The organism is Neobacillus sp. SAB-20_R2A, assembly GCF_049568635.1.
In the GTDB taxonomy this organism is placed as follows: Bacteria; Bacillota; Bacilli; order Bacillales; family Cytobacillaceae; genus Neobacillus; species Neobacillus citreus.
Genome location: NZ_CP145895.1, coordinates 5253561 through 5275656, shown reverse-complemented (window position 1 = coordinate 5275656; position 22096 = coordinate 5253561). Strand labels below are relative to the sequence as shown.

The following is a 22096-nucleotide window of genomic DNA, read 5'->3' as shown; positions in this document are numbered from 1 at the left end:
AAAAGGGATGCATACAGCAATGAAGAAATTTAATATAGTCATTTTGGCTATATTATTATTTCAATTGTTTTCACCTGTAGGTTCCGTATTTGCAGCTACTAACCTACCAGCACCAACAAACTTTGGACCGTATCTTTCTGGAGTTGACAATGTAATTTTTTATTGGGATAAGGTTAGTGGTGCAGCGGGTTATCGTATTTATGAATTAAATGGGGACCAGAGGACTATTGTAGCTCAAACAACTAGCCCAAGCGGCTATATTCAAAGTGTTTCTCAAGGGACACATACGTATGCTGTCACGGCGTATACCAGCACAGGCGAATCGGCATTGTCAAACACTGGTACTATTACAATCAAATACCCTGTGATGCAACCGCCAAAAGGACTGACCTCTAGTGTTTTAAGCGGAAATAATATTTCATTAAATTGGAACGCAACTGAATTAGCTACTGGTTATAACGTGTATGAAGTGAAGAATAACCAAAGGGAGCTATTAGCTACAACAAAAGAAATTAGTCAGTATTTTAGTAATGTTACCGAGGGACAGCATGTTTATGAGGTGACCTCCTACAATACCAAGTACGGCGAATCTTCACCCAGCACTACTCAAATAAACGTTGTTTACCCTGTAATGGAAGCACCAAGTGATTTTCTTTCATATATCAGTAATGTCAACAACATCATTTTTTCTTGGCAAAAGGTATCTTATGCTACTTCCTATAATTTATATGAGATTGTAGACGGTGAAAGAAAATTAATCAGTAATTCTACTGAACAGTCCTTTTATTTGCCCAATTTGACAGAAGGTGAGCATGTTTATGAACTAACCTCCTACAGTTCTAAATTTGGCGAATCAAAAGTAGCGAGTAAAACTAGTGTTAACATCATCTATCCAGAAATGCTTCCTCCAGAACAGATTTATTCCTACAACTATAATGGTAATGATTTATTTTTAATGTGGTCTTCAGTAAAATATGCAGATTACTATGAATTGTATCAAGTAGTGGATGGTAATGATGAACTCATAACCACAACAAAAGATCAATCCTATTATTTTATTAACCTTCCAGAAGGAAATTATACTTTTAAAGTTGTTGCTTTTAGTAACCGTTTTGGAGAGTCTCCTGCGAAAACATACGATGTAAAAATTGTTTTTCCTAAAATGCAGGCTCCAGAAGCAAGTATAAAGAAGAGTGACACAACAAATGGTGCCTTAATTTATTGGACTGCAGTCCCTTTTGCAAAAGAGTACGAGGTCTATGAAATAATAGATGGTCAACCAACCTTATTAGAATCTACCAAGGAAACTTCTAAATTCGTTGGTGATTTATCGCAAGGTAAACATGAATATGCCGTAGTTGCAAAATCAGATCGATTTGGAAACTCTCCATATTCTAATGTCGTATCGGTTGATATTACACCGGTCCTGCCAGCACCTGAAGCAAGCCAACCAGTAGTTAACGGTGATTCCGTGACCCTTTCCTGGCAGCCAGTAGAAGATGCGGCATCTTATAACATTTATACAGAAGTCGACGGTGAACGTGTCCTCGTAGGCACAACAACCGATCCAAACTACACTTTGCCGGCTCCAGAAGAACAAGGCACCCACGAGTACCAAATCGTTCCTGTAACAGCTGACGGAACAGAATCAATTGACTACGCAACTGTTACAGTAGACATCGATAAACCTTCCGATGTCACACCGCCTGTAACGACCGCTGATACCAACTTAGAATGGTCAAAAGATGATGTCGGCGTTACGTTAACTGCAACAGACGACTTAAGCGGCGTCAAGACCACCTACTATTCTATCGATCTTGGCGAATTTATAGAAGGTACGACTGTTGTTCTTGATAAAGAAGGTGTACACACCGTTTCTTTCTACAGCGTGGACAATGCAGGCAACGTGGAGGAAGTGAAAACGGTTGAAGTAAAAGTCGATAAAGAGGCACCGCAAACCGTGATCAATACTAGTGCTTATTGGTATAACAAGGACGTACAAGCTGAATTAACTGCCACCGACAATCTGTCTGGCGTGAAAGCAACCTTTTATTCTGTTGACGGCTCTGAATTTGCGGAAGGAACCAGCTTCCCTCTTGAAACAGAAGGCGTCCACACCGTTTCTTTTTACAGCGTTGACAATGTTGGCAATGTTGAAGAAGTGAGAACAGTTGAAGTAAAAATCGACAAAACTGCACCCGAAACCACTGCTAACACAACTGGCGACTGGTACAACCAAGGTGTCACTATTGAATTAACAGCAGTTGACAATCTATCGGGCGTTCATTCTACTTACTATTCCGTAAATGGTTCTGACTTCCAAGAGGGCACCAATATCGTACTCGATAAAGAAGGCGTCAACAAGATTACTTTTTACAGCCTCGATAATGCTGGAAACCTCGAGGAAAAACAAACCATTGAGGTTAAAGTAGATAAAACCGCTCCAATAACAGTAAGCAATGTAGAGGACAAATGGTATACAGAGGCAGTGAACGTAGAGCTTACAGCGACCGATGATTTAAGCGGCGTGAAAGCAACCTACTACTCTATCAATGGTTCTGAGTTTGCCGAAGGGACTAATTTTGCGCTCGATAAAGAAGGCCTCAACACAATTATTTTCTACAGCGTAGACAATGCCGGAAACATCGAGGAAAAACAAACAGTCGAGGTTAAAGTGGATAAAACTGCACCAACGACAGTAAGCAATGTTGAGGACAAGTGGTACACAGATACTGTGAATGTAGAGTTAACAGCGACCGATGATTTAAGCGGCGTAAAGGCCACCTATTACTCTATCAACGGTTCTGAGTTTACAGAAGGTACAGGCTTTGTGGTCGACAAAGAAGGCGTGAACAAGATTACTTTCTACAGCGTGGATAACGCAGGTAACGTCGCGGAAAAACAAACTGTTGAGGTTAAGGTGGATAAAACCGCTCCAACAACAGTAAGCAATGTAGAGGACAAGTGGTACACAGACGGAGTAAATGTGGAGCTTACTGCTAACGATAACTTAAGCGGAGTGAAAGCAACCTATTCCTCTATTAACGGCTCTGATTTTACAGAAGGCACTAGCTTTGTTCTTGATCAAGAAGGGGTCAACACAATTTCCTTCTACAGCATCGACAATGCTGGAAATGTTGAGGAAAGTCAGACGGTTGAAGTGAAAACAGATAAAACTGCCCCAACAACTGTTAGTAATGTTGAGGATAAATGGTATACAGACGTAGTGAATGTAGGGTTAACTGCAACCGACAATCTAAGCGGCGTCAAGTCAACCTACTATTCTATCGATGGCTCTGAAATCGCTGAAGGCACAAGCTTCACTGTTGCAAGCGAAGGCCGCCATACAGTTTCCTTCTACAGCGTCGATCAAGCAGGCAATGTTGAAGAAACGAAGACAGCTTCGGTTAAAATCGATAAAACCGCTCCAACGATTACGGCTGATTTTTCAAAGGAATATGCCCTTGGTACAGTTCTAGACCTAAGCTACCAAGCAACTGACAATCTATCAGGCATTAAAGAGACATCTGTGGAAGTCAATGGTGTAGTGAACACGACTGGTAAAGTTACACTCGATAAACCAGGCACTTATACGCTTAAAATCACTGCCATTGATAATGCCGGCCTAAAAACGACAGTTACAAAGACGGTTTCCGTTTATATCCCGGCAACGATTGAAGTTCTACCAAAAGTCATGAACGGCAACAAAGGCGTTTTCACGGTTCAGGTGTCACTGCCGAAGCCATATAGCTTCGCAAATGTTGATTTATCAACAGCAAAACTGAATGGCGTTCAAGCTAATAACGACAGCAAAGGCTTAGAGAACCAAGCCAAAAAAGGTCAATTCAAATTTAATCGTGAAGATTTTGTTTGGGATGACAAAGAAGAATTTTTAGAATTCCGTGCGATGGTTGACGGCTATCTTGTCGTTGGCAGCACGACTGTAAAGGTTATTAAATAATTAAAAAGAGGCTGCCCCAAAGCCTAGAAAAGGGGCAGCCTCTTTATAGATTACGCTGTAAATGAATAGAAAAAGTTGTTAACACCCTTGACCCAGTTGTTATTTAACCCGGTTGGGTCGTTCGCGGCGCCGACGGGAGCGTATTTGGCACCGATTTTGGCAATCGTATCGTAGCCCTTGTCTAAATAATTTTGTCTTAGGTTACGGGCCATGTCAGCAATGCTTTCCGCAACGGATTCGTATTGGCGCAGGCCATTTTTGCCCATCATGCCGGCGATATTATTTTTCACATTGGCCGCATGGGACTTGCCGTTGCCAGATTCATGAACGGCGATGGATGCCAGCAGATTAGGATTGATATTATATCTTCGTCCTGCTTCAACAAAAAATTCGCCCATATTGCTCAATTTGCCTTTAAGGGCACTATTTAATTTATCAGTTGAAACATCAGTAAAACCTAATGTCATATTATCATCAAGTAAATGTGAGTAATCTTTCATCCCATTCAGAATAGGAGAGTTGTTCGTAATAAAGGACCCACTCGAATTCTCAGGGACATACGTATTTTGCTGGTCTTGCCCACTCAAAACAGCCTGCAGCAAATTCGTAAAAATATCACCTGTCGGAAAAAGGCTCGCTTCACTGCTGATGCCCTTTCCACTAAGGCTTTTTGAAATTGAAAGCAGGGCCATATTTTTAAACCACTCAGAAGAAACTGGACTATAACTCATGATAAATACCTCTGCAAATTAATTGGTAATTGGAAACAATAACCGTTTTTAATATATATTACTCTATTTTTTTAAAAATTTAAATGATAGAAAATACAAATTTTTTTGTTTATGATTAAACTACTTTCGCCGGAAAGGAGAATAATTTGTGATTCCATCCACTTCGATGAGTTCCACAAGCCACAAATTATCAGAGAAAACTAGCAGCAGTAAGCCGGAAAATCAACAGCCAGGTTCGTTTATGGAGCTGTTGAATGCATTGAAAAATGGGACAGGTTCACCTCAGAATCTTATTTCGATGGTTGACCAGGTCTTAGAGCAGCCTGACGCATCAAATCAGGAACAGGACCAAGACAGCGAGCAACAAACTCGAGATGATTTACTTGCTTTTATCAGTTCATTTTTTGAAAAGACGAATCCTGCACTTGCTCCTCTTCAAACGACGATTGCGGAGGCAGCCCACAACGAAGGGAAGCAAGCATTGCCGGCGCTGCAGACGGAGCTAGAAGGAATATTGGGTAAGAAGCAAGCTCAAGAATTAATAAAGTCATTTCAGGAACAGCTTAAATCAAATCAAAACACTGTTCAGGTGCAAAACCCGCTTCAACAACCAATCCAATTTGTGCGGGAGCAAGTTTACCAGCCAGAGAATGCGGTCGAGATAAAGAAAAATCTACCTGTTTCTAAACTTGAACCCGATTCTGATTTCAAACAGCAGCAATTCGACGGAAAAGAAGTTATTTTTCAATCCCTAACTCGCCCGGGAAGTGCAGACCAGCCAGCTGCTAAGAATGAACCTACCCAACTAACAAAGGTTTCTAAGGAACAACTGGCAGCAGAGGTGATGGGCTTATTAAAGAACCATACCAATCTACAAAAGAGCTCTGACATCATCGAAGCGAAATTTTCACTGACGCCGGAGCACCTTGGGGAGATTGATATAAAAATTGTCATTCAAAAGGGGCAGGTAACGGCGCAATTTCTGGCAGATACCGCCCATGGAAAAGAAATGCTAGATTCGCAAATGTCACTTTTGAAGGCTTCCTTGCAGCAGCAAGGCTTTCAAGTGGATAAAATTGAAGTCGCTCAAAGCGGCCAGATGTTACATAATTTTTCCCAGCAGGAGAGTCGGTCGCAGCAGGACCATTCGCAGCAGCGCCAGCCCAAAAAGAAAGTGAATCGTGATGAGTTTTATCAAAGCCATAACACGATTGACACATATATGCATAGAGGGTCCGATACGACGATTAATATTCTTGCATAAAAGGAGATGAAGAACATGACATCCGTAAATACAACCACACCATTCTCGAATACGCTCAGTACAAAACAGACAAACCAAGCCACAAATTCATTAGGCAAGGATGCATTCCTGAAACTACTGACTACCCAATTGCGGAATCAGGACCCAACCCAGCCAATGGAGGACCGGGAATTTATTTCCCAGCTGGCCCAATTTAGCACCCTTGAACAGATGTCCAACTTAAATCAGGCCTTTGCCCAATTCGCCAACTCGAACACGAAAGATATCAGCTACTATTCCCATATGATCAGCAAGGAAGCGTCCTGGCTGGATGCCGAAACAGGTCTTCAGGCGAGCGGCATCATTAATGGGGTCATCAAAAAGGATAATCAATTTTTTTATAAAATAAATGACCAAGAGATTCCAATTGAATCAATCATTTCTGCAAAAAACCAAAACTAACAAACTCTGGAGGTAGGTAACATGCTTCGTTCTTTAAATTCAAGTGTATCTGGTATGAAGGCGTTCCAAAACAAATTAGATGTCATTGGTAACAATATCGCCAACGTGAATACGGTTGGTTATAAGAAAAGCCGTATCATGTTTCAGGATGTGTTAAGCCAAACCGTCCGCGGCAGTTCATCACCGGATCCGGTCGGCGGGTCGGGCGGAACGAATCCGGTGCAAATCGGGTTAGGTGTGAAAACGGCGTCGATTGATACGATTCACATGGCCGGAAGTCCGACGACTACGAATCTATCATCGGATTTATACATGGATGGGGACGGATTTTTCGTGGTGCAAAGCGACAGCGGGGCAAAGTACTTAACACGTGCCGGTAACTTTGACCGGGACGGCGCCGGCAACCTCGTGAATCCACAAGGATATAAAGTTTTAGATTCTGATGGGAATCCTATCCAAGTTGATTCAGATGTTTATGTTTCCTACACCATTGATTATAATGGGGTTATTAAAGGGGTCACTCCTGCTGGCACCGCCGATGAGATTGCCACTTTAGGTACGGTTGTTGTTTCCAATCCAGGCGGCTTGAAAAAAGTGGGCGGTTCCCTGTATGAATTAACAGGAAATTCCGATACAGAAACCAATATTGATAATCTAATTGCGAAGCGTTCTGATAACCATGCTGGGCAAATTGTTTCCGGCCAGCTGGAAATGTCAAACGTGGACCTGTCCGAAGAGATTACCGAAATGATTACCGCACAGCGCGGTTTCCAGGCGAACGCCAAGGTGATTACCGTGTCCGACTCCATTTTGGAAGAATTGGTGAATTTAAAGCGATAATAGTTTCAAATTTTTATAAGGGAGGGAAAGTATTACTGCTTTCCCTTCGCATCATTTTATGGTGGTGGAACCTACGCAATGAAAGAAAAAATCATTCAAAACAGCCAAGACGTCAAAGTTTATGATTTTAAAAAAGCGCTTCGCTTATCGATGGAGCAGGTTCGTGTTTTGACGAGAATCCATGATAATTTCGCTTATCAGCTGGCTTCCTCAATTTCGACGCAATTAAGAACCATCGTGCAAGTGGATGTGGTGTCGGTCAATCAAATGCTTTACGAGGAATTCATCAAGGAACTGCCGGCTTATACAATTTTAAACGTTTTTGAAACGTCCGAAAAAGGGCGCATGATTATGGAGCTAAAGCCGCAAATGGCATATGCCATCCTCAATCGTCTGCTCGGCGGCCGGGAGCTTTCGGCAGCCTCCGGGGATAAAACAACGTTAACGCAAATTGAGAATAAAATTCTTCATAAGCTGTTCGAGGGCTTTGTAGAGAATTTACGGAAATCGTGGAAGGATCTCATGAACGTTGATATGAAGGTGATTGAGATAGAAACGAATCCCCAGTTTCTGCAGGTCGCCATCCCGAATGAAACCGTGATTGTGATTGCCTTTACGATTAAAATCGGTGATGTGACGGAAAAAATGCACATTTGCATTCCGTATATCATTTTGGAGCCGTTTTTGCCAAAGCTGTCATCCTATCAATTGTTCTCGACCCGAAGTCACGCCAAAAGCACGCAGGAATCCAAGCTGTTAAAGTCCAAAATTGAAGAACTGGAAATCCCGTTAAGCGTCGAACTAGGGCGCTCGAAGATTTCGATTGAAGAGTTTTTATCGTTAAACGCCGGGGATGTCATCCAGTTGAATCAGTTGTATGATGAACCGTTAAAGGCGAAGGTGGGCAAAGAAGTGAAATTCTTTGTTAAACCGGGTGTGAAGAAGACACGGCTGGCAGCCGAAATCGAAACTGTTTTAGAAAAAGAGGGAAAATAAGATGAGTAACGAGGGGAAAATTTCAAGAGAAGAATTGGAAGCTCTATTAGGCGATACCGAAAAGGAAACGAAGCCGTTTATTTTTCAAGACTTGCCGGATGAACCGCAAAAGCGGGAACCGGATGACTCCGTTAATTTGGATTTGCTCATGGATATTTCGTTGGAGCTTGTCGTGGAGCTGGGCCGGACGAAAAAGAAAATTAACGAAATTCTCGAACTCACACAAGGCTCCATTATCGAACTGGACCGTGTCTCCGGAGAGCCAGTCGATGTCTTGATCAACGGAAAAATTGTCGCCAAAGGAGAAGTGGTCGTCATCGACGATTATTTTGGGATAAGAATTACGGAAATTTTAAATAAAACAATCAATTAACCTCCAGAAAGGCTTTCGCGGCCTTTCTTTTTTTCTGTATTCTAAATATATCCGCGGATTTTTTAACGATATCTGCGAATTTCCGAATATATCCGCAAATTTTTAAATATATCCGCGGATTTCCGAATATATCGGCGAATTCTAAAATTTATCCGCGAATCTTATATCCGGCCCCCCACTCCCCAAAGTTTTCAAAAAGAACTAAACGTTACCCAGCAACCTGCCGTAATTATTAATAAAGCATGAAATGAACGTACGGAGGATTCCCAAAAATGATATCAAATGATTTTCGCTTATCCGGTCTGGCGTCGGGGATGGATACTGAGGCGCTTGTGACCAAATTAATGAACGCGGAAAAAATCCCCTTAAACAAGGTAATTCAAAATAAGACGATGACAGAATGGAAAATGGATGCGTACCGCGATGTGAATACCAAATTTCTCGATTTGCGGTCTTCGATGGAAGCGCTCAGGCTCGAATCCACTTTTCAAAAAAGCAAGCTGTCGTCCTCGGATGCCGCCAAGGTCGATGTTTCTCTTACAGGCACCTCAAGCAGAAGTGAATACGTGATTTCCTCTGCCAAACTCTATCAGCCGGGTACGCCTTCCTCTGTCAAATTCGCACAGGCAGGAGTAGCCAATGATAAAGCCGAACTAGGATCGGGATTTAGTTTTACCCTAAACAACGAACCTATCAGCCTTACTGCACAGGATACAATCCAAAGCTCGATTACAAAAATTAATGCCTTATCCACGAAAACAGGGGTGACGGCCACTTATTCCAGCGGCGATAATGCTATTATTTTCACCTCAAAGGATGACCAGACAGGTATCAGCATTGCCAATGTATCCAACAGCTCAAACGTGCTTAAGATTACAGCGGGTACGGTAGACAGCCAGCAGAATGACTTCCCAGCAGGAAACGCCAGCGGGGCTGTCGGTACCTCACCCGTCTCATCAACACCCGGCGAGGTCACCATTAACGGAACGACCATCACGATCAAAAGCAACCAATTTACCTACGACGGCATCCAGTTTAACCTAAAAACCGAATTGCCGGCCGGAAGCAATGTCAACATTACGAAGAAACCAGATGTCGATGCGATTTTTGACACAATCAAAGGCTTTGTTGACAAATACAACGAAACAATCAAAACCCTTCACGACAAATTGGGCGAAAAGCGCTATAAAGACTATACCCCTTTGTTAGATGACCAGAAGAAGGATATGAAGGACAAAGAAATCGAGCTGTGGGAGGAAAAAGCAAAGAGCGGCCTACTATCAAATGACCAGATGATTGCCTCCGCTCTCGACAAAATGCGGTCCATCCTCTATTCCAAAGTCAGTGACAAAGATCCTGCCATAATGAACAGTGACTTCGATACGCTAGCGGAAATCGGCATCACCTCAAGTACTAACTACCGGGATAATGGCAAGCTCGTCATCGATGAAACGAAATTGAAAGCGGCACTGGAAAATAATCTAGACCAAGTCGCTCAGCTTTTTTCAAAAAAATACGATATGGGGGCTTCCACCAACAACACAGTGAACAATGCCGAAGAGTTTCAAAACAGCGGGGTCGCCTGGCGGTTGTATGACCAGCTGAACGAAACGATGAAGGACATAACGAAGACGGCCGGTTATTCAAGTGATACCTACCTATCCAAGGCGTTAAAGCGGCTGGATGAGCAAATTGATTCCTGGGAGAAACGCCTGCAGACAAAGGAAAGCTATTACTGGAAGCAGTTCACCGCGATGGAGCAGGCCATCCAGAAGTCGAATACGCAAAGCAGCTGGCTGATGCAGCAAATGGGTGGTGGAATGTAATCGATGGAGCAACAAAAAGAGCAGTTTTTAAAAGATTACTATCAGCTGACAAGCAATCTACTAGAAACGAATGAAGTAGAACTTATTGAACAGCTGCTCCAAGAACGGGACCAGTGCATTGAGAAAGTAAACGAGCTAGATCAACGTAACGGTGCCATCCTCATGAGCGAAGCCATCAAGGAAGAGCTCCGGCACATTCACACGTTAGAACGAAAGCTTCAGGAAAAATTAACTAGGGCCAAGCAAACTATTCTTGCGGCGATTGGTTCTCTCCAAAAAGAGAAAACGATCAAACAGCAGTATGGGGAACCAGCTGCGGCAGCGGTAAGCGGAATTTTTTACGACAAGCGAAAATAAGGGAAAGGTGTGAGACTTTTGGCTTTGAACAATGCCTATCAATCTTACGAAAATAATCAAGTATTATATGCGAAAAAAGAAGAGCTGCCCCTTTTGTTATATACCGGGGCGATTAAATTTATCCTTCAGGCCAGAATGGCGATGGAGAAAAATGATTGGCAAAGGGCGAATGACCGAATCCAGCGGGCTCAAAAAATTGTTACCGAATTAATGGTTACCCTGAATATGGATATCGAAATCTCAAAATCTTTTATAGTACTTTACGATTACATGAAGGAAAAGTTAATAGAGGCGAATATCAAAAAGGACGAGCAGCTGTTAATCGAAGTGGAAAAAATGTTAACAGAACTGCAGGATACCTGGAAAGAAGCGCTGAAAATAGTACGGCCTGCTTAACTAATTTTAGTTAAGTAGGCCTTTTTAATTAATTTTGTTGTCAACTGACTAAAACCATTGTATTATTATTTTTGTAGGAAAAATTCGACAATATGATTTTCCAAAAATCGACAAATACAATCCGATAATAGCAAACCTGGGGAAACCCAGCGACGCAAAGCTATAGGGGCTAAGGATCCGAAGGGATTACGCCAGCCAGTTGCCGAAGAGACTCATAGTTTACCCTATTAGACTATTCTTCGGAATGGTCTTTTTTATGTCCTAAAAATTAAAATTTAAATATTCTGAATTTTTTATAGGAGAGCTGACCCATGTCGATACTTCAAAACATCAATCTAGTCCAACGTGCTTTAGATGCCTCTGTGTTAAGACATAATGCCATTTCCAACAATATCGCCAATGTGAACACTCCAAACTATAAACCACAAAAAGTTATTTTTGAAGACATTTTAAAACAAGAACTTTCCGGTGCTGGCTTTGACGGGAAGAGAACCAATGCCAAGCATATCCCAATCGGCATAGCTGCTTCAAGCAAGCCTTTGGTGACCCAGGAACCTACTGTCATGCAAAATAGCGGCAATGGGGTGGATATGGATAGTGAGATGACGGAGTTGACCAAAAACTCGATTTGGTACCAAACATTATCATACCAGATAAGCGAAGAATTCAATTTACTTAAAACAGCGATTAAGAGCAGGTAGGTGATTCATAATGTCAATGTTCCAACCCTTAAATATTAGTTCTTCAGCCCTAACCGCCCAGCGGTTAAAAATGGATACAATCTCCTCCAATATCGCCAATGCGACGACCACCCGGGGCCAATTGGTGGAGGGGGTCTGGATGCCTTACCGGCGGAAGATGGTCGAGGTGCAAGCGAATGGGACGGGAGGAACCCCGTTCAGCCAATTCTTGCAAAATGAAATGAATTCAAATGGGGTCAAGGTTACAAGAATCGTAGAAGACAAAACTCCGTTTCGGCCGGTTTATGACCCGACCCATCCCGATGCCAATAATGAAGGCTACGTGATGATGCCAAACGTGGACATTACAAAAGAAATGGTCGACCTGATGACAGCCTCCCGTACATATGAAGCGAACATCACAGCCTTTAATGTTGGAAAAAATATGTCGCTGAAAGCTTTAGATATTGGCAGATAAGGAGTGTTAAAGAATGAGAATTGATCAGCTGTTTCCGGCGAAAGCATCGATAGTGGGAAAAACCCAAAATGCACAGCCCGCTTCCGTGTCAGGCACCTCTTTTTCGAACTCGTTAAGCGAGGCCTTACAGAAAGCAAATGAAACAATTGTCCAATCGGAAAACATGTCCGAAAAAATAGCCACAGGTGAAATAAAAAATATCCATGACGTCACCATAGCTGCACAAAAAGCACAAATCGCCCTGCAGCTGACAACCCAAGTAAGGGACAAAGTAGTCGAAGCCTACCAAGAAATCATGAGAATGCAAGTTTGAGGCATGGGTGAGGCATGGGTGAGGCATGGGGACGGTTCTTGTGCATCACTTTTCAGAAGCAAAGGGGCGTTCTTGTGCATCACCTTATCAGGAAGTCATGTGAAGAATGCAGGTTTTAAAGGTGCAGCCGATTCTTGGCTAGCATAGCGGAGGGCTTATGAATCAGAAATTAAATGATTTCAAGGAAAAACTCTCGCAGTTTTGGAAAAACGCGAGCAAGAAAAATAAAACATTATATATCGGGACGTTTATTTTACTAGTGGCCCTGCTCAGCTTTGGTATTTTTTATTTTTCCAAGCCCAGCCTTGTTCCTTTGTATGCCAATAGTTTGAGTCAAAAAGAAATTGGCGAGATTAAGGCCGTCTTGGAAAAGCAGGGGGTTACGGACATAGAAGTGACCAACAATGGCACGCAAATTCTCGTTCCGAAAGAGCAATCTGCAGATCTGATCGTCAACTTGGCGGCAGAAGGGTTTCCAAAAAGCGGTCCGATTAGTTTTTCAGAACAGACCAAGGATTTGAAATTCGGCGTCACCGATCGCGAACTTGATGCCATCGAGAGAGAGGTCATTCAAGGGCAGCTGGCCAATTTGATGACGAAAATCAACGGCGTCAAAAATGCGGAGGTCATGATTACTCTTCCAAAGGACAGCGTGTTTATTCGGCCGGAGGAAGAAGGGAAAGCCAGTGCATCGATTATTGTTGACCTCGAGCCAGGCTATCAATTGGAAAAACAGCAGATTAAAGCTCTATACCATTTGGCATCGAAGAGCATTCCGAATCTGCCTGAAGAAAACATCGTCATCACCGATGAAAATGGCCAGCTTCTTTCCTTGCCGCAGTCAGGCGATAATGCCTTTGCCGGGGTAGACAGCTATGAAAGCCAACGGGAGATCAAGCAAAAGGTAGAGGCAGACATTCAGCGCAGCATCCAGCAGATGCTCGGCACGATGCTTGGGCAGGATAAGGTGCTGGTCCAGACCTTTGTGAAGCTGAATTTCGACCAGGTGAAGACGCAGCAAAACTTAGTCGAACCGCTCCCGAATTCCGATAAGGGAATGGCCGTTAGTGTTGAAGAGGTCACGAAATCCTACAGTGGCGAGGGGGCCGTTCCGAGCGGTGTAGACGGCACCGGTGAAGGCGATGTGCCTGCCTATGCGGCTGAAGGCAGCGGCGGAAAAAATGACTACCAGGAAAAAGTTAATCGCGTCAACTATGAATTCAACCGGATTACAAAGGAAATGGTCGAAAGTCCGTATACGATTGACGATTTGACCATTAACGTCGGTGTGGAACCGCCGAATCCGAAAGTTCCGTCATCCTTAACAGCAGATACACAGGATAATATCCGAAATATTATTGCCAACGTAGTACGCACAGCGATAAAGGACAATAAAGGGCTAACAGATGCTGATATTAACAACCGCATCACCGTATTCCCAAGAGAATTTGCTGGTAAAAAGGATTTAACACCTGCCAAGACGGATTTAAGTCAAAAGGAAACTTATATGAATTATATCTGGATTGGAGCAGCAGCATTAGGTCTCCTTTTGGTCGGTGGTTTAATTCTTGCCGCCCTGCTTAGAAGGAGAAAGAAAGAGGACATGGAGTCAGCCTCAGAATTTTTAGAAATGAAAAAGCTTACCGATTTTGAGCCTATCATTAACAAAAAGGAATCAGTGCAAAACGAATTAAATCAATTGGCTGGTAAAAATACGGATGAATTTGTCGACCTGTTAAGGTACTGGTTAAAGGAAGAAAAGGAGGGATAACATGCGGAAGTTAACGGGAATTCAAAAAGTTGCGATCCTTTTGGTTGCTTTGGGGAAAGAGGGGTCTTCAGCAATTTTGAAACAGCTGAAGGAAGACGAAGTGGAATTGATTACAAAGGAGATTGCCCATCTTCAATGGATCGATGCCAAGGTGAAGGAAGATGTGCTCAGAGAATTTTACCAAATGGCATCTGAGCGGAAGGTCGTTTCGACAGGTGGTGAGCACTTTGCCAAGGATGTGCTCGCACTCTCCTTTGGCGAAGAAAAGGCGAAGGAGATGCTGAACCGCTCCTCCGAAAAGAATCGAAAGAAGCCCTTTTACTTTGCGCAAAAGGCGGAGCCAGTTCAAATCCTCAACCTTTTGCAATATGAAAATTCCCAAACCATCGCACTCGTTCTTTCTTATTTGGAGCCGAAAAAGGCCTCAGCGATTTTGTCTTCTTTTTCACCGGAAAAGCAAGCGGAAATCGCCACAAAAATTGCCTTGATGGACACGGTTTCGCCTGAAGTGGTTCGGCAGGTAGAGGAAGTGCTGCAGGAAAAACTGTCGACGACGACTTCGCAGGATTATTCAGTCAACAACGGGATTGACAATATTGTCAATATCCTGACCGGGGTGGACCGAAGCACGGAAAAGCATATTTTAGAATCGTTGAGCAGGCAAAATGCGGGTCTCGCCGAAGAAATCAAAGGCAAAATGTTCGTCTTTGAAGATATCGCCTTACTCGATAATCATTCGATTCAACGGATTTTACGGGATGTGGACGGTGAAGACTTATACTTGGCATTGAAAATTGCCAGCGAAGACCTCAAAGAGGCTATTTTTAAAAATATCTCCAAACGACGTGCGGAGGCGCTCGAGGAACAAAGCCAATTCGACCGTCCTGTCCGCTTAAAGGAAGCGGAGGAAGCGCAGGGACGGATTGTCCGCATCATTCGCAGGCTCGAAGAAGAAGGCTCCATCATCATAGAGCGAGGGGTGGAGGAAATTGTCATCTAATCTTTTTAAAGCTACATTCATCTCGCCCGTCATTGAAACGAAATACTTATCTTTACATAAAGGGAAGGATTCCTATTTTCCACATTCGGACCAAAGCGCCGAGGAAGTCCTGCAGGAAGCAGAACAGCAGGCGGCGGAAATCGTCCTCCAAGCCCAAATGAAGGCGGCAATGGAAAAAGAACAAGCGGCCGAAGAGCTGGAGAAGTGGAAGTTTTTAGAGCAGGAAAAAGTGATGGCGCAGCTGGAGGAAATCAAGCAGAAGGGATTCCAGCAAGGCTATGGCGAAGGCCTACAGCAAGCCCATCACGACTACACTGGTAGAATCGAGCTGGCCCAGGAAGTGCTCGAAAAAGCGTATGAAGAGAAAAAGGCCATTATTAAGGAGTCCGAGCCGTTTGTCATTGATTTATCCATTCAAACTGCGGCCAAGGTAATCCATAAGGAATTGGCAACAAACCCGGAGGTGCTTCTTCATCTGATCAAGCAGAGCCTACTGTATTCGAACGAACGATCGTCGATTTCGATTTGTGTCAGTCCAGATGATTATGAGTTTGTGCAAAACCAGCGCCAGCAAATCCTAGAATCTGTGGAAGGGCAGATAGAGGTGAAAATCTTGCCGGAACATTCGATTGAAGAAGGCGGCTGCGTGATCCGCACCTCGTACGGAAGCATCGATGCCCGGATAGATGTCCAGCTGAAGGAAATCAAACAGGCACTCCTGAAAACGCTGAGGGATGATACGTATGAACAAGCTCTTGAAAATTGAAAAATATTTGCAAACGCTGCAGACCATCAACCCGATTAAGTTTAACGGAAAAGTCACCCAAGTCATTGGCTTGACGATTGAATCGCAGGGGCCTGATGTAAAGCTGGGCGATGTCTGCCTTATTTATCCGTCTTCATCTGAGAAGCCGTTAGAAGCAGAAGTCGTAGGCTTCAAAGGAAACCGGGTTCTGCTAATGCCATTGGGGGAACTTGTTTCCATCGGTCCTGGTTGTGAAGTAGTCTCAACAGGGAAGCCGCTTACCGTCAAAGTGGGCATGGAATTATTAGGAAAGGTGTTGGACGGTTTAGGCAAGCCAATGGATGAAAGTCCGCTTCCGTCCGGTTTGGTCGAGGTCGACACCAACAATAATCCTCCAAATCCGTTAAAGCGGCCGAGAATACATACGCCTTTGAATGTCGGGGTCCGCGCGATTGACGGACTGCTCACGGTTGGGAAAGGCCAGCGAGTCGGCATTTTTGCCGGAAGCGGCGTTGGAAAAAGTACCTTGCTCGGGATGATTGCCCGGAACACTAGCGCGGATGTCAATGTCATCGGCCTGATCGGCGAACGGGGCCGGGAGGTGCTTGATTTTATCGAACGGGACCTTGGTAAGAAGGGTTTGGAAAAATCGGTCGTGGTTGTGGCCACTAGCGACCAGCCAGCCTTGGTGAGAATAAAGGGCGCCATCATCGCTACAACGATTGCAGAATTTTTTCGGGACCAGGGGTTGAGTGTCAACCTGATGCTTGATTCGGTTACCCGTTATGCGATGGCGCAGCGGGAAATCGGCTTGGCTATCGGGGAACCGCCGACTACAAAAGGATATACCCCATCAGTCTTTGCAATGCTGCCGAAGCTTTTGGAACGGGCTGGAACCGGACCGCGCGGGGAAATCACTGCTTTTTACACAGTGTTGGTGGACGGCGATGACATGAATGAGCCGATTGCTGATACGGCTAGAGGAATCCTCGATGGACATATTGTGTTAGACCGAAAGCTTGCGCAGCAGGGACACTTCCCGTCGATTAATGTGCTGAACAGTGTCAGCCGGGTAATGAAGGATATCGGGGACCCGGAGCATCTTCGGAGTGCGGAAATCCTGAAGCAGCATATGGCCATATATAAAGAAGCAGAGGATTTAATTAAAATCGGCGCCTATAAACAAGGAACGAATGCCGAAATTGATTTATCCATTAAGTACAAGGTTTGGATAGACAGCTTTTTGAAGCAGGGCGTCAATGAAACCTCTCATTTAGATGATGCAGTCGCGGCGATGATTCAACAATTTGGAGGAATGGCTAGATGAGTTTCCAATTTCGGTTTGAAAAGATATTAAATATGAAGGAAAAAGAAAAGGAATCGGCTCTAAATGAGATGAATATGGCTCGGAAAAAGAAGGAAATCGCCGAGGGAGAACTGCTTGAGCTTGTGGAACGGAAAGAAAGTTATTTACGAGATTTCGAGCAAAAAACTTCACTTCGAGTGACGGAAATGCTGGAAAGAGACCAATACCTATATTTTTTGGATAAGCAAATAGAGAGGGTTAAGAGAAAGGTAGCGGATTTGACAAGGGATTTCAATCTAAAAAACCAGCTGCTGCTATCGAAAAATCAGGAAGAAAAGGTTTGGTCAACCTGGCGTGAAAAGTCCTTTGATGAATATTCTGAGAAAGTGAAACGGGACGAGCAAAATATGTTAGATGAGATGGCGGTTATTCGGTATTTTCACAATAGATGATTTCGATTCGCCGATAGAACTGTTCAATTCGCCGATAAAACTAGAAAATTCGCCGATAGAATCGTTGAATTCGCCGATAGAACCCGAAAATTCGCCGATAGAGTGTAATTTTACATAAAAAACCACCACTTTAAGGAACATGAATCACGAAAACAGTCTAAAAACCCAAGAGGGAGTGCAATCCAATGAGCGAAAAACCAATCAAACAGATCAAAGCAGTCCAATTTGCCCCTCTTTTTGATGAAACAAAGCCATCGGGTTCAGGAAATGAACTCTATTCGATCGATGACGTTAACCTGCAGCTGATTGTCGAGCTCGGCAAGACCCATATGAAGGTGAAGGATATCCTCAAGATTAAACCAGGCGTGATTATTCCGGTAGACAAGCTGGCCGGGGAGCATGTAGATGTGGTAATCAACGGATCCGCCGTTGCTGAGGCCGAGGTAGTGGTCGTCGATGAGAAGTTTGCCATCCGAATTACCGATATCGTTTCCAAGCAGGAACGTGAAGAAAGAATGCACGATTAGAGGTGAACCAGTTGCGGATAGTTCCTTTTTTAAAAAAAATCAGCCTTGCCTTTGCAATTGTATTCCTCTTTTCTTCATTTAATAGTCATCAAGTCGCGTTCGGAGCAGGCAGCGGTACCGTTTATGATGCCTATTCCAAGGATCAGCAAACTAAAACCGTACAAGGGAACCCTTCGGCCACAATGCCGGAACAGCCGTCCCTTGTCCCATCTTTTATCAAATTTATATTTTCATTTGCAGCGATCATCATTTTGCTGCTGTTATGCTTGAAATTTTTAAAATCGAAATCGAAACCAATATTATCGCAAGGCCCCATCCATTCGCTGGGCGGATACCCATTAGGCGGCAGCAAGTCCCTGCAAATGGTCATGATTGGGAAAACCTTGTACATTTTAGGCATCGGAAACGAGGTCCGCCTCCTGCAGACAATCGAACCAGGTGAGGAACAGGACCTTATCATGCAATCACTTGTAGAACAGACTGAGCAAAAAAAACAGCCCATTAACATTAGAAAGTTTTTTAAAAAAGGGGCTGAGAAACAATCCCAACAGACGGAAGACTGGGAGCAAACCCTGCTGTCCCAAATCAATCAAGTTAACCAAAAGAGTATTCCAATTAACAAACTAAAAGACTAGACAAAATGGCGGAGATTCAGTTGGCAAAAAAAATTCTCATTTTCATACCAATTTTCTTATTTCTTTTTCAAGATGTCAGCTTTGCTGCTCTCAATTCCCCTATTCCTGGGATTAATACATCATCCGAGCCCCAGGCAGTGGCCTCGTCGATTAAAATCATTCTCTTATTAACGGTTCTTTCGGTGGCCCCGGCCATTTTGCTGCTGATGACGTCGTTTACGAGGATTGTGATTGTGCTGTCGTTTGTCCGCACTTCCCTTGGTACGCAGCAAATGCCGCCCAACCAAGTCATAGTTGGTCTGGCACTGTTTCTGACGATGTTTGTGATGGGACCGATTTTTTCGGATATCAACCAGCATGCTTTGCAGCCGTTGATGGATGGAAAAATCACACAGGAGCAGGCATTTGATACCGCCAGCAAACCGCTAAAGGAATTTATGGCAAAACAAACGAGAGAAAAGGATTTGAATCTCTTTTTGGATTATACAAAATCGGAAAAACCGAAAACGGTTCAAGATATTCCTTTGCACGTCCTAGTGCCGGCGTTCGCCATCAGCGAGTTGAAAACAGCCTTTCAAATGGGCTTCATGATCTTTCTGCCTTTTTTAATCATTGATATGATCGTATCCAGCATTTTAATGGCGATGGGCATGATGATGCTCCCGCCCGTCCTCATCTCACTGCCATTTAAAATTCTATTATTTATCCTGGTGGACGGCTGGCATCTGATCGTCAAATCCTTGCTTACTAGCTTTTAGGGGGTCAGACCCCCGCTGGTTCACCGCATTAAAGTACCGGGGGTCTGACCCCTCAAGTAACGGAGGTTTTCATCATCATGACACCGGAAATGGTCTTCGAAGTATCCAGGCAAAGCGTTTATACCACTCTATTAGTTGCTGCACCGGTTTTGGGAATCGCGTTGGTGGTCGGCCTTGTCATCAGCATTTTTCAGTCGGTAACCCAGATTCAGGAGCAAACTCTAGTGTTTGTTCCAAAAATCATCGCAGTGTTTGTCGGGTTGCTCCTGTTCGGTCCGTGGATGCTCCAGCATCTATTGGACTTTACGCAAAATATCTTGGGCAATCTGTCCCATTTTACAGGGTAGTGCTGCAGCATGGAATGGTTGAATCAAATTCCCGACTTCCTGCTTATCCTGGCGCGGATTAGCTGTTTTTTCATCACTGTACCGGTGTTTATGATGAGAACAATTCCGGCACCCTTTAAGATTGGCTTGTCGTTTTTCATGGCCGTCATTGTATTCATTTCCGTGGAGCCGTCACATGCACCACTGGCTTTTACAGGCGGCTATATCGTGCTGCTTATTAAAGAAAGTTTAGTAGGTTTGGGGCTCGGCTTCATCGCATCGATTCTCTTTTACGCCATCCAATTGGCAGGCACCCTGATTGACCTGCAGGCGGGCTTTTCAATGGGCGCGGTCTTTGATCCGCAATCGGGTACAAATGCCAACTTAACGGGCAGGCTGAAAAATGTAATGGCGACCCTGTTTCTCCTGTCGATGAATGGCCATCACCTGCTGCTCCAAGGAGTATTGGAAAGCTACCGCTGGATTCCGGTAGATGCGCTTGTGCCTGCCTTTACGGACGGAAGAATCTCAACGTTTATGCTGGAAACTTTCAAAAGCTCGTTTGTGATTGCCTTTTTACTGGCGGCGCCCATCGTGTTTACGTTATTTTTGGTGGATTTGGTGTTAGGGATCATCGGGAAAACGTCCCCGCAAATCAATCTAATGGTGGTCGGATTTTCCGTGAAAATAGGGGTTCATTTTCTTGTCATGCTTATGGCATTGCCGAGCTTTTTCCTATTGCTCAATACGTTGTGTTCAGAAATGGTGGAATCACTCAGCCAGATGATTCGCATTATGGGGGCGTCATCATGAAGGCCAAGGGTTCATTTTACCTGACAATAGATTTGCAATTTTTCTCAGAGGAAAAAACGGAAAAAGCGACCCCGCAAAAAAGAAGGGAAGCGAGAAATAAAGGTCAAGTGGCCAAAAGTATGGAGCTTTCTTCGTCTTTGATGCTTGCTGCCTTTTTCATATTTCTTCTTATTTACGGAAAATATCTAGGGACTCAGCTGCTTTTTCTGTTCCGCGAACTTTTTTCTTCCTATTTAATAGGAGAGCTGTCACCTGCTGGCATCCATAAGCTATTCGCAGACCTGACCATGCTTTGTTTTAAAATCGTCTTGCCGGTGTTGCTCGTCTCGTTCGTAGCGGCATTATTTTCAAACTACATCCAAATCGGGTTTTTGTTTACAACGGAAAACCTTAAATTCAATTTGAAAAAATTAAACCCCGTCGAAGGGGCGAAACGCATTTTTTCGATGCGCTCGTTGGTGGAGCTGCTGAAAAATATCCTGAAAATTACCTTGATTGGTGGCGTTTCCTACTGGCTTTTAAAAAAAGAAATAGGAACCATCCTGCAGCTTTCGCAAATGGGAGCCGCACAAATGATTTCCTATCTGTTTACCTTCATCATCAAACTAGGGCTGATTACTTCCATTTTATATGTCGTCATCGGAGTGGCCGATTTTATTTTTCAAAAATATGACCATGAAAAGAAGCTGCGAATGTCGATTAAGGAAATCAAGGATGAGCATAAAAAGAGTGAAGGGGACCCGTTAGTAAAAGGGAAAATCAGAGAGTTGCAGCGGGAGATGTCGATGAACCGGATGATTCAAGACGTACCAACTGCGGATGTCGTCATCACCAACCCGACTCACTATGCGATTGCGATTTCCTATGATGCTGCAAAAGCATCGGCCCCGATAGTCGTGGCCAAGGGTGTCGATTTCATGGCGCAGAAAATCAAAGAAATCGCTAAAGAAAATGGCGTTATCATGACAGAGAACAGGCCGTTGGCCCGGGCGTTATATGCAAACGTGGAAATCGGCGAGGAAATCCCGGAGGACTTATTTAAAGCGGTGGCGGAGATTCTCGCCTATGTGTATCGATTAAAAAGAAAATTCTGAAGAAGGAAGGTGA

Annotated in this window: 24 protein-coding genes and 1 riboswitch; of the genes, 23 read left to right on the top strand and 1 reads right to left on the bottom strand. The window is 43.9% G+C overall.

Translation table 11 applies throughout. The annotated features are described in order from the left end of the window. Nucleotides 1–7: 7 nt before the first annotated feature. Nucleotides 8–3961 (top strand): OmpL47-type beta-barrel domain-containing protein, encoded by a 3954-nt coding sequence (locus V5M37_RS25975; RefSeq protein WP_423799770.1) that lies wholly within the window; start codon nucleotides 8–10, stop codon nucleotides 3959–3961. 50 nt (nucleotides 3962–4011) lie between these two features. On the opposite strand, the gene V5M37_RS25970 is transcribed toward V5M37_RS25975, so the two are convergent. Next, nucleotides 4012–4692, bottom strand: coding sequence for a glucosaminidase domain-containing protein (locus tag V5M37_RS25970; RefSeq protein WP_423799769.1), 681 nt, complete (start codon nucleotides 4690–4692; stop codon nucleotides 4012–4014). A 148-nt stretch (nucleotides 4693–4840) separates the two neighbouring features. On the opposite strand from V5M37_RS25970, the gene V5M37_RS25965 reads away from it, so the two are divergent. From V5M37_RS25965 to flhB, 22 genes are all read left to right on the top strand, one after another. Then, nucleotides 4841–5956 (top strand): flagellar hook-length control protein FliK, encoded by a 1116-nt coding sequence (locus tag V5M37_RS25965; protein ID WP_423799768.1) that lies wholly within the window; start codon nucleotides 4841–4843, stop codon nucleotides 5954–5956. A gap of 15 nt (nucleotides 5957–5971) precedes the next feature. After that, a complete protein-coding gene (locus tag V5M37_RS25960) occupies nucleotides 5972–6397 on the top strand; it encodes a flagellar hook capping FlgD N-terminal domain-containing protein (protein WP_423799767.1) in 426 nt (141 codons plus the stop codon). 21 nt (nucleotides 6398–6418) lie between these two features. After that, a complete protein-coding gene (locus V5M37_RS25955; RefSeq protein ID WP_423799766.1) occupies nucleotides 6419–7237 on the top strand; it encodes a flagellar hook-basal body complex protein in 819 nt (272 codons plus the stop codon). Between the two features lie 78 nt (nucleotides 7238–7315). Then, complete coding sequence (gene fliM, locus V5M37_RS25950) at nucleotides 7316–8233, top strand: flagellar motor switch protein FliM (RefSeq protein ID WP_423799765.1); 918 nt, start codon at nucleotides 7316–7318, stop codon at nucleotides 8231–8233. A gap of 1 nt (nucleotide 8234) precedes the next feature. After that, complete coding sequence (gene fliN, locus V5M37_RS25945) at nucleotides 8235–8606, top strand: flagellar motor switch protein FliN (protein ID WP_423799764.1); 372 nt, start codon at nucleotides 8235–8237, stop codon at nucleotides 8604–8606. Nucleotides 8607–8878: 272 nt separating this feature from the next. Then, nucleotides 8879–10432 (top strand): flagellar filament capping protein FliD, encoded by a 1554-nt coding sequence (gene fliD / locus V5M37_RS25940; RefSeq protein WP_423799763.1) that lies wholly within the window; start codon nucleotides 8879–8881, stop codon nucleotides 10430–10432. A gap of 3 nt (nucleotides 10433–10435) precedes the next feature. After that, entirely contained in the window at nucleotides 10436–10789 is a 354-nt protein-coding gene (locus V5M37_RS25935) for a hypothetical protein (protein WP_423799762.1), read from the top strand. A gap of 9 nt (nucleotides 10790–10798) precedes the next feature. Then, on the top strand, nucleotides 10799–11185 hold the full coding sequence (fliS, locus tag V5M37_RS25930; RefSeq protein ID WP_423799761.1) for a flagellar export chaperone FliS: 387 nt from the start codon (nucleotides 10799–10801) through the stop codon (nucleotides 11183–11185). A 119-nt stretch (nucleotides 11186–11304) separates the two neighbouring features. Then, nucleotides 11305–11392: riboswitch (cyclic di-GMP riboswitch) on the top strand. 104 nt (nucleotides 11393–11496) lie between these two features. Then, nucleotides 11497–11886: a flagellar basal body rod protein FlgB gene (gene flgB / locus V5M37_RS25925; RefSeq protein ID WP_423799760.1), complete on the top strand. Its 390-nt coding sequence runs from the start codon at nucleotides 11497–11499 to the stop codon at nucleotides 11884–11886. Between the two features lie 10 nt (nucleotides 11887–11896). Continuing rightward, the gene (gene flgC / locus V5M37_RS25920; RefSeq protein WP_423799759.1) at nucleotides 11897–12343 is read left to right on the top strand and encodes a flagellar basal body rod protein FlgC; all 447 of its coding nucleotides are present in this window, start codon (nucleotides 11897–11899) and stop codon (nucleotides 12341–12343) included. Nucleotides 12344–12356: 13 nt separating this feature from the next. Continuing rightward, nucleotides 12357–12656 (top strand): flagellar hook-basal body complex protein FliE, encoded by a 300-nt coding sequence (fliE, locus tag V5M37_RS25915; RefSeq protein WP_423799758.1) that lies wholly within the window; start codon nucleotides 12357–12359, stop codon nucleotides 12654–12656. Between the two features lie 157 nt (nucleotides 12657–12813). After that, nucleotides 12814–14427: a flagellar basal-body MS-ring/collar protein FliF gene (gene fliF / locus V5M37_RS25910; protein WP_423799757.1), complete on the top strand. Its 1614-nt coding sequence runs from the start codon at nucleotides 12814–12816 to the stop codon at nucleotides 14425–14427. Nucleotide 14428: 1 nt separating this feature from the next. Continuing rightward, a complete protein-coding gene (gene fliG / locus V5M37_RS25905) occupies nucleotides 14429–15427 on the top strand; it encodes a flagellar motor switch protein FliG (protein ID WP_378585906.1) in 999 nt (332 codons plus the stop codon). Next, nucleotides 15417–16193 (top strand): FliH/SctL family protein, encoded by a 777-nt coding sequence (locus tag V5M37_RS25900; RefSeq protein ID WP_423799756.1) that lies wholly within the window; start codon nucleotides 15417–15419, stop codon nucleotides 16191–16193. Before fliG ends, V5M37_RS25900 begins: the two co-directional genes overlap by 11 nt. Then, complete coding sequence (gene fliI, locus V5M37_RS25895) at nucleotides 16171–17499, top strand: flagellar protein export ATPase FliI (RefSeq protein ID WP_423799755.1); 1329 nt, start codon at nucleotides 16171–16173, stop codon at nucleotides 17497–17499. Before V5M37_RS25900 ends, fliI begins: the two co-directional genes overlap by 23 nt. After that, a complete protein-coding gene (gene fliJ, locus V5M37_RS25890; protein ID WP_423799754.1) occupies nucleotides 17496–17930 on the top strand; it encodes a flagellar export protein FliJ in 435 nt (144 codons plus the stop codon). Before fliI ends, fliJ begins: the two co-directional genes overlap by 4 nt. A 185-nt stretch (nucleotides 17931–18115) precedes the next feature. Beyond that, entirely contained in the window at nucleotides 18116–18457 is a 342-nt protein-coding gene (fliN, locus tag V5M37_RS25885) for a flagellar motor switch protein FliN (protein WP_423799753.1), read from the top strand. 11 nt (nucleotides 18458–18468) lie between these two features. After that, nucleotides 18469–19092, top strand: a complete 624-nt coding sequence (locus tag V5M37_RS25880) for a flagellar biosynthetic protein FliO (protein WP_423799752.1) — start codon at nucleotides 18469–18471, stop codon at nucleotides 19090–19092. A 5-nt stretch (nucleotides 19093–19097) separates the two neighbouring features. Beyond that, the gene (gene fliP, locus V5M37_RS25875) at nucleotides 19098–19850 is read left to right on the top strand and encodes a flagellar type III secretion system pore protein FliP (RefSeq protein ID WP_423799751.1); all 753 of its coding nucleotides are present in this window, start codon (nucleotides 19098–19100) and stop codon (nucleotides 19848–19850) included. A gap of 77 nt (nucleotides 19851–19927) precedes the next feature. Further along, nucleotides 19928–20197, top strand: coding sequence for a flagellar biosynthesis protein FliQ (gene fliQ, locus V5M37_RS25870; RefSeq protein ID WP_213117565.1), 270 nt, complete (start codon nucleotides 19928–19930; stop codon nucleotides 20195–20197). 9 nt (nucleotides 20198–20206) lie between these two features. Next, nucleotides 20207–20989 (top strand): flagellar biosynthetic protein FliR, encoded by a 783-nt coding sequence (fliR, locus tag V5M37_RS25865; protein WP_423799750.1) that lies wholly within the window; start codon nucleotides 20207–20209, stop codon nucleotides 20987–20989. Further along, complete coding sequence (flhB, locus tag V5M37_RS25860) at nucleotides 20986–22083, top strand: flagellar biosynthesis protein FlhB (protein ID WP_423799749.1); 1098 nt, start codon at nucleotides 20986–20988, stop codon at nucleotides 22081–22083. The genes fliR and flhB overlap by 4 nt, the downstream gene beginning before the upstream one ends. Nucleotides 22084–22096 lie beyond the last annotated feature (13 nt).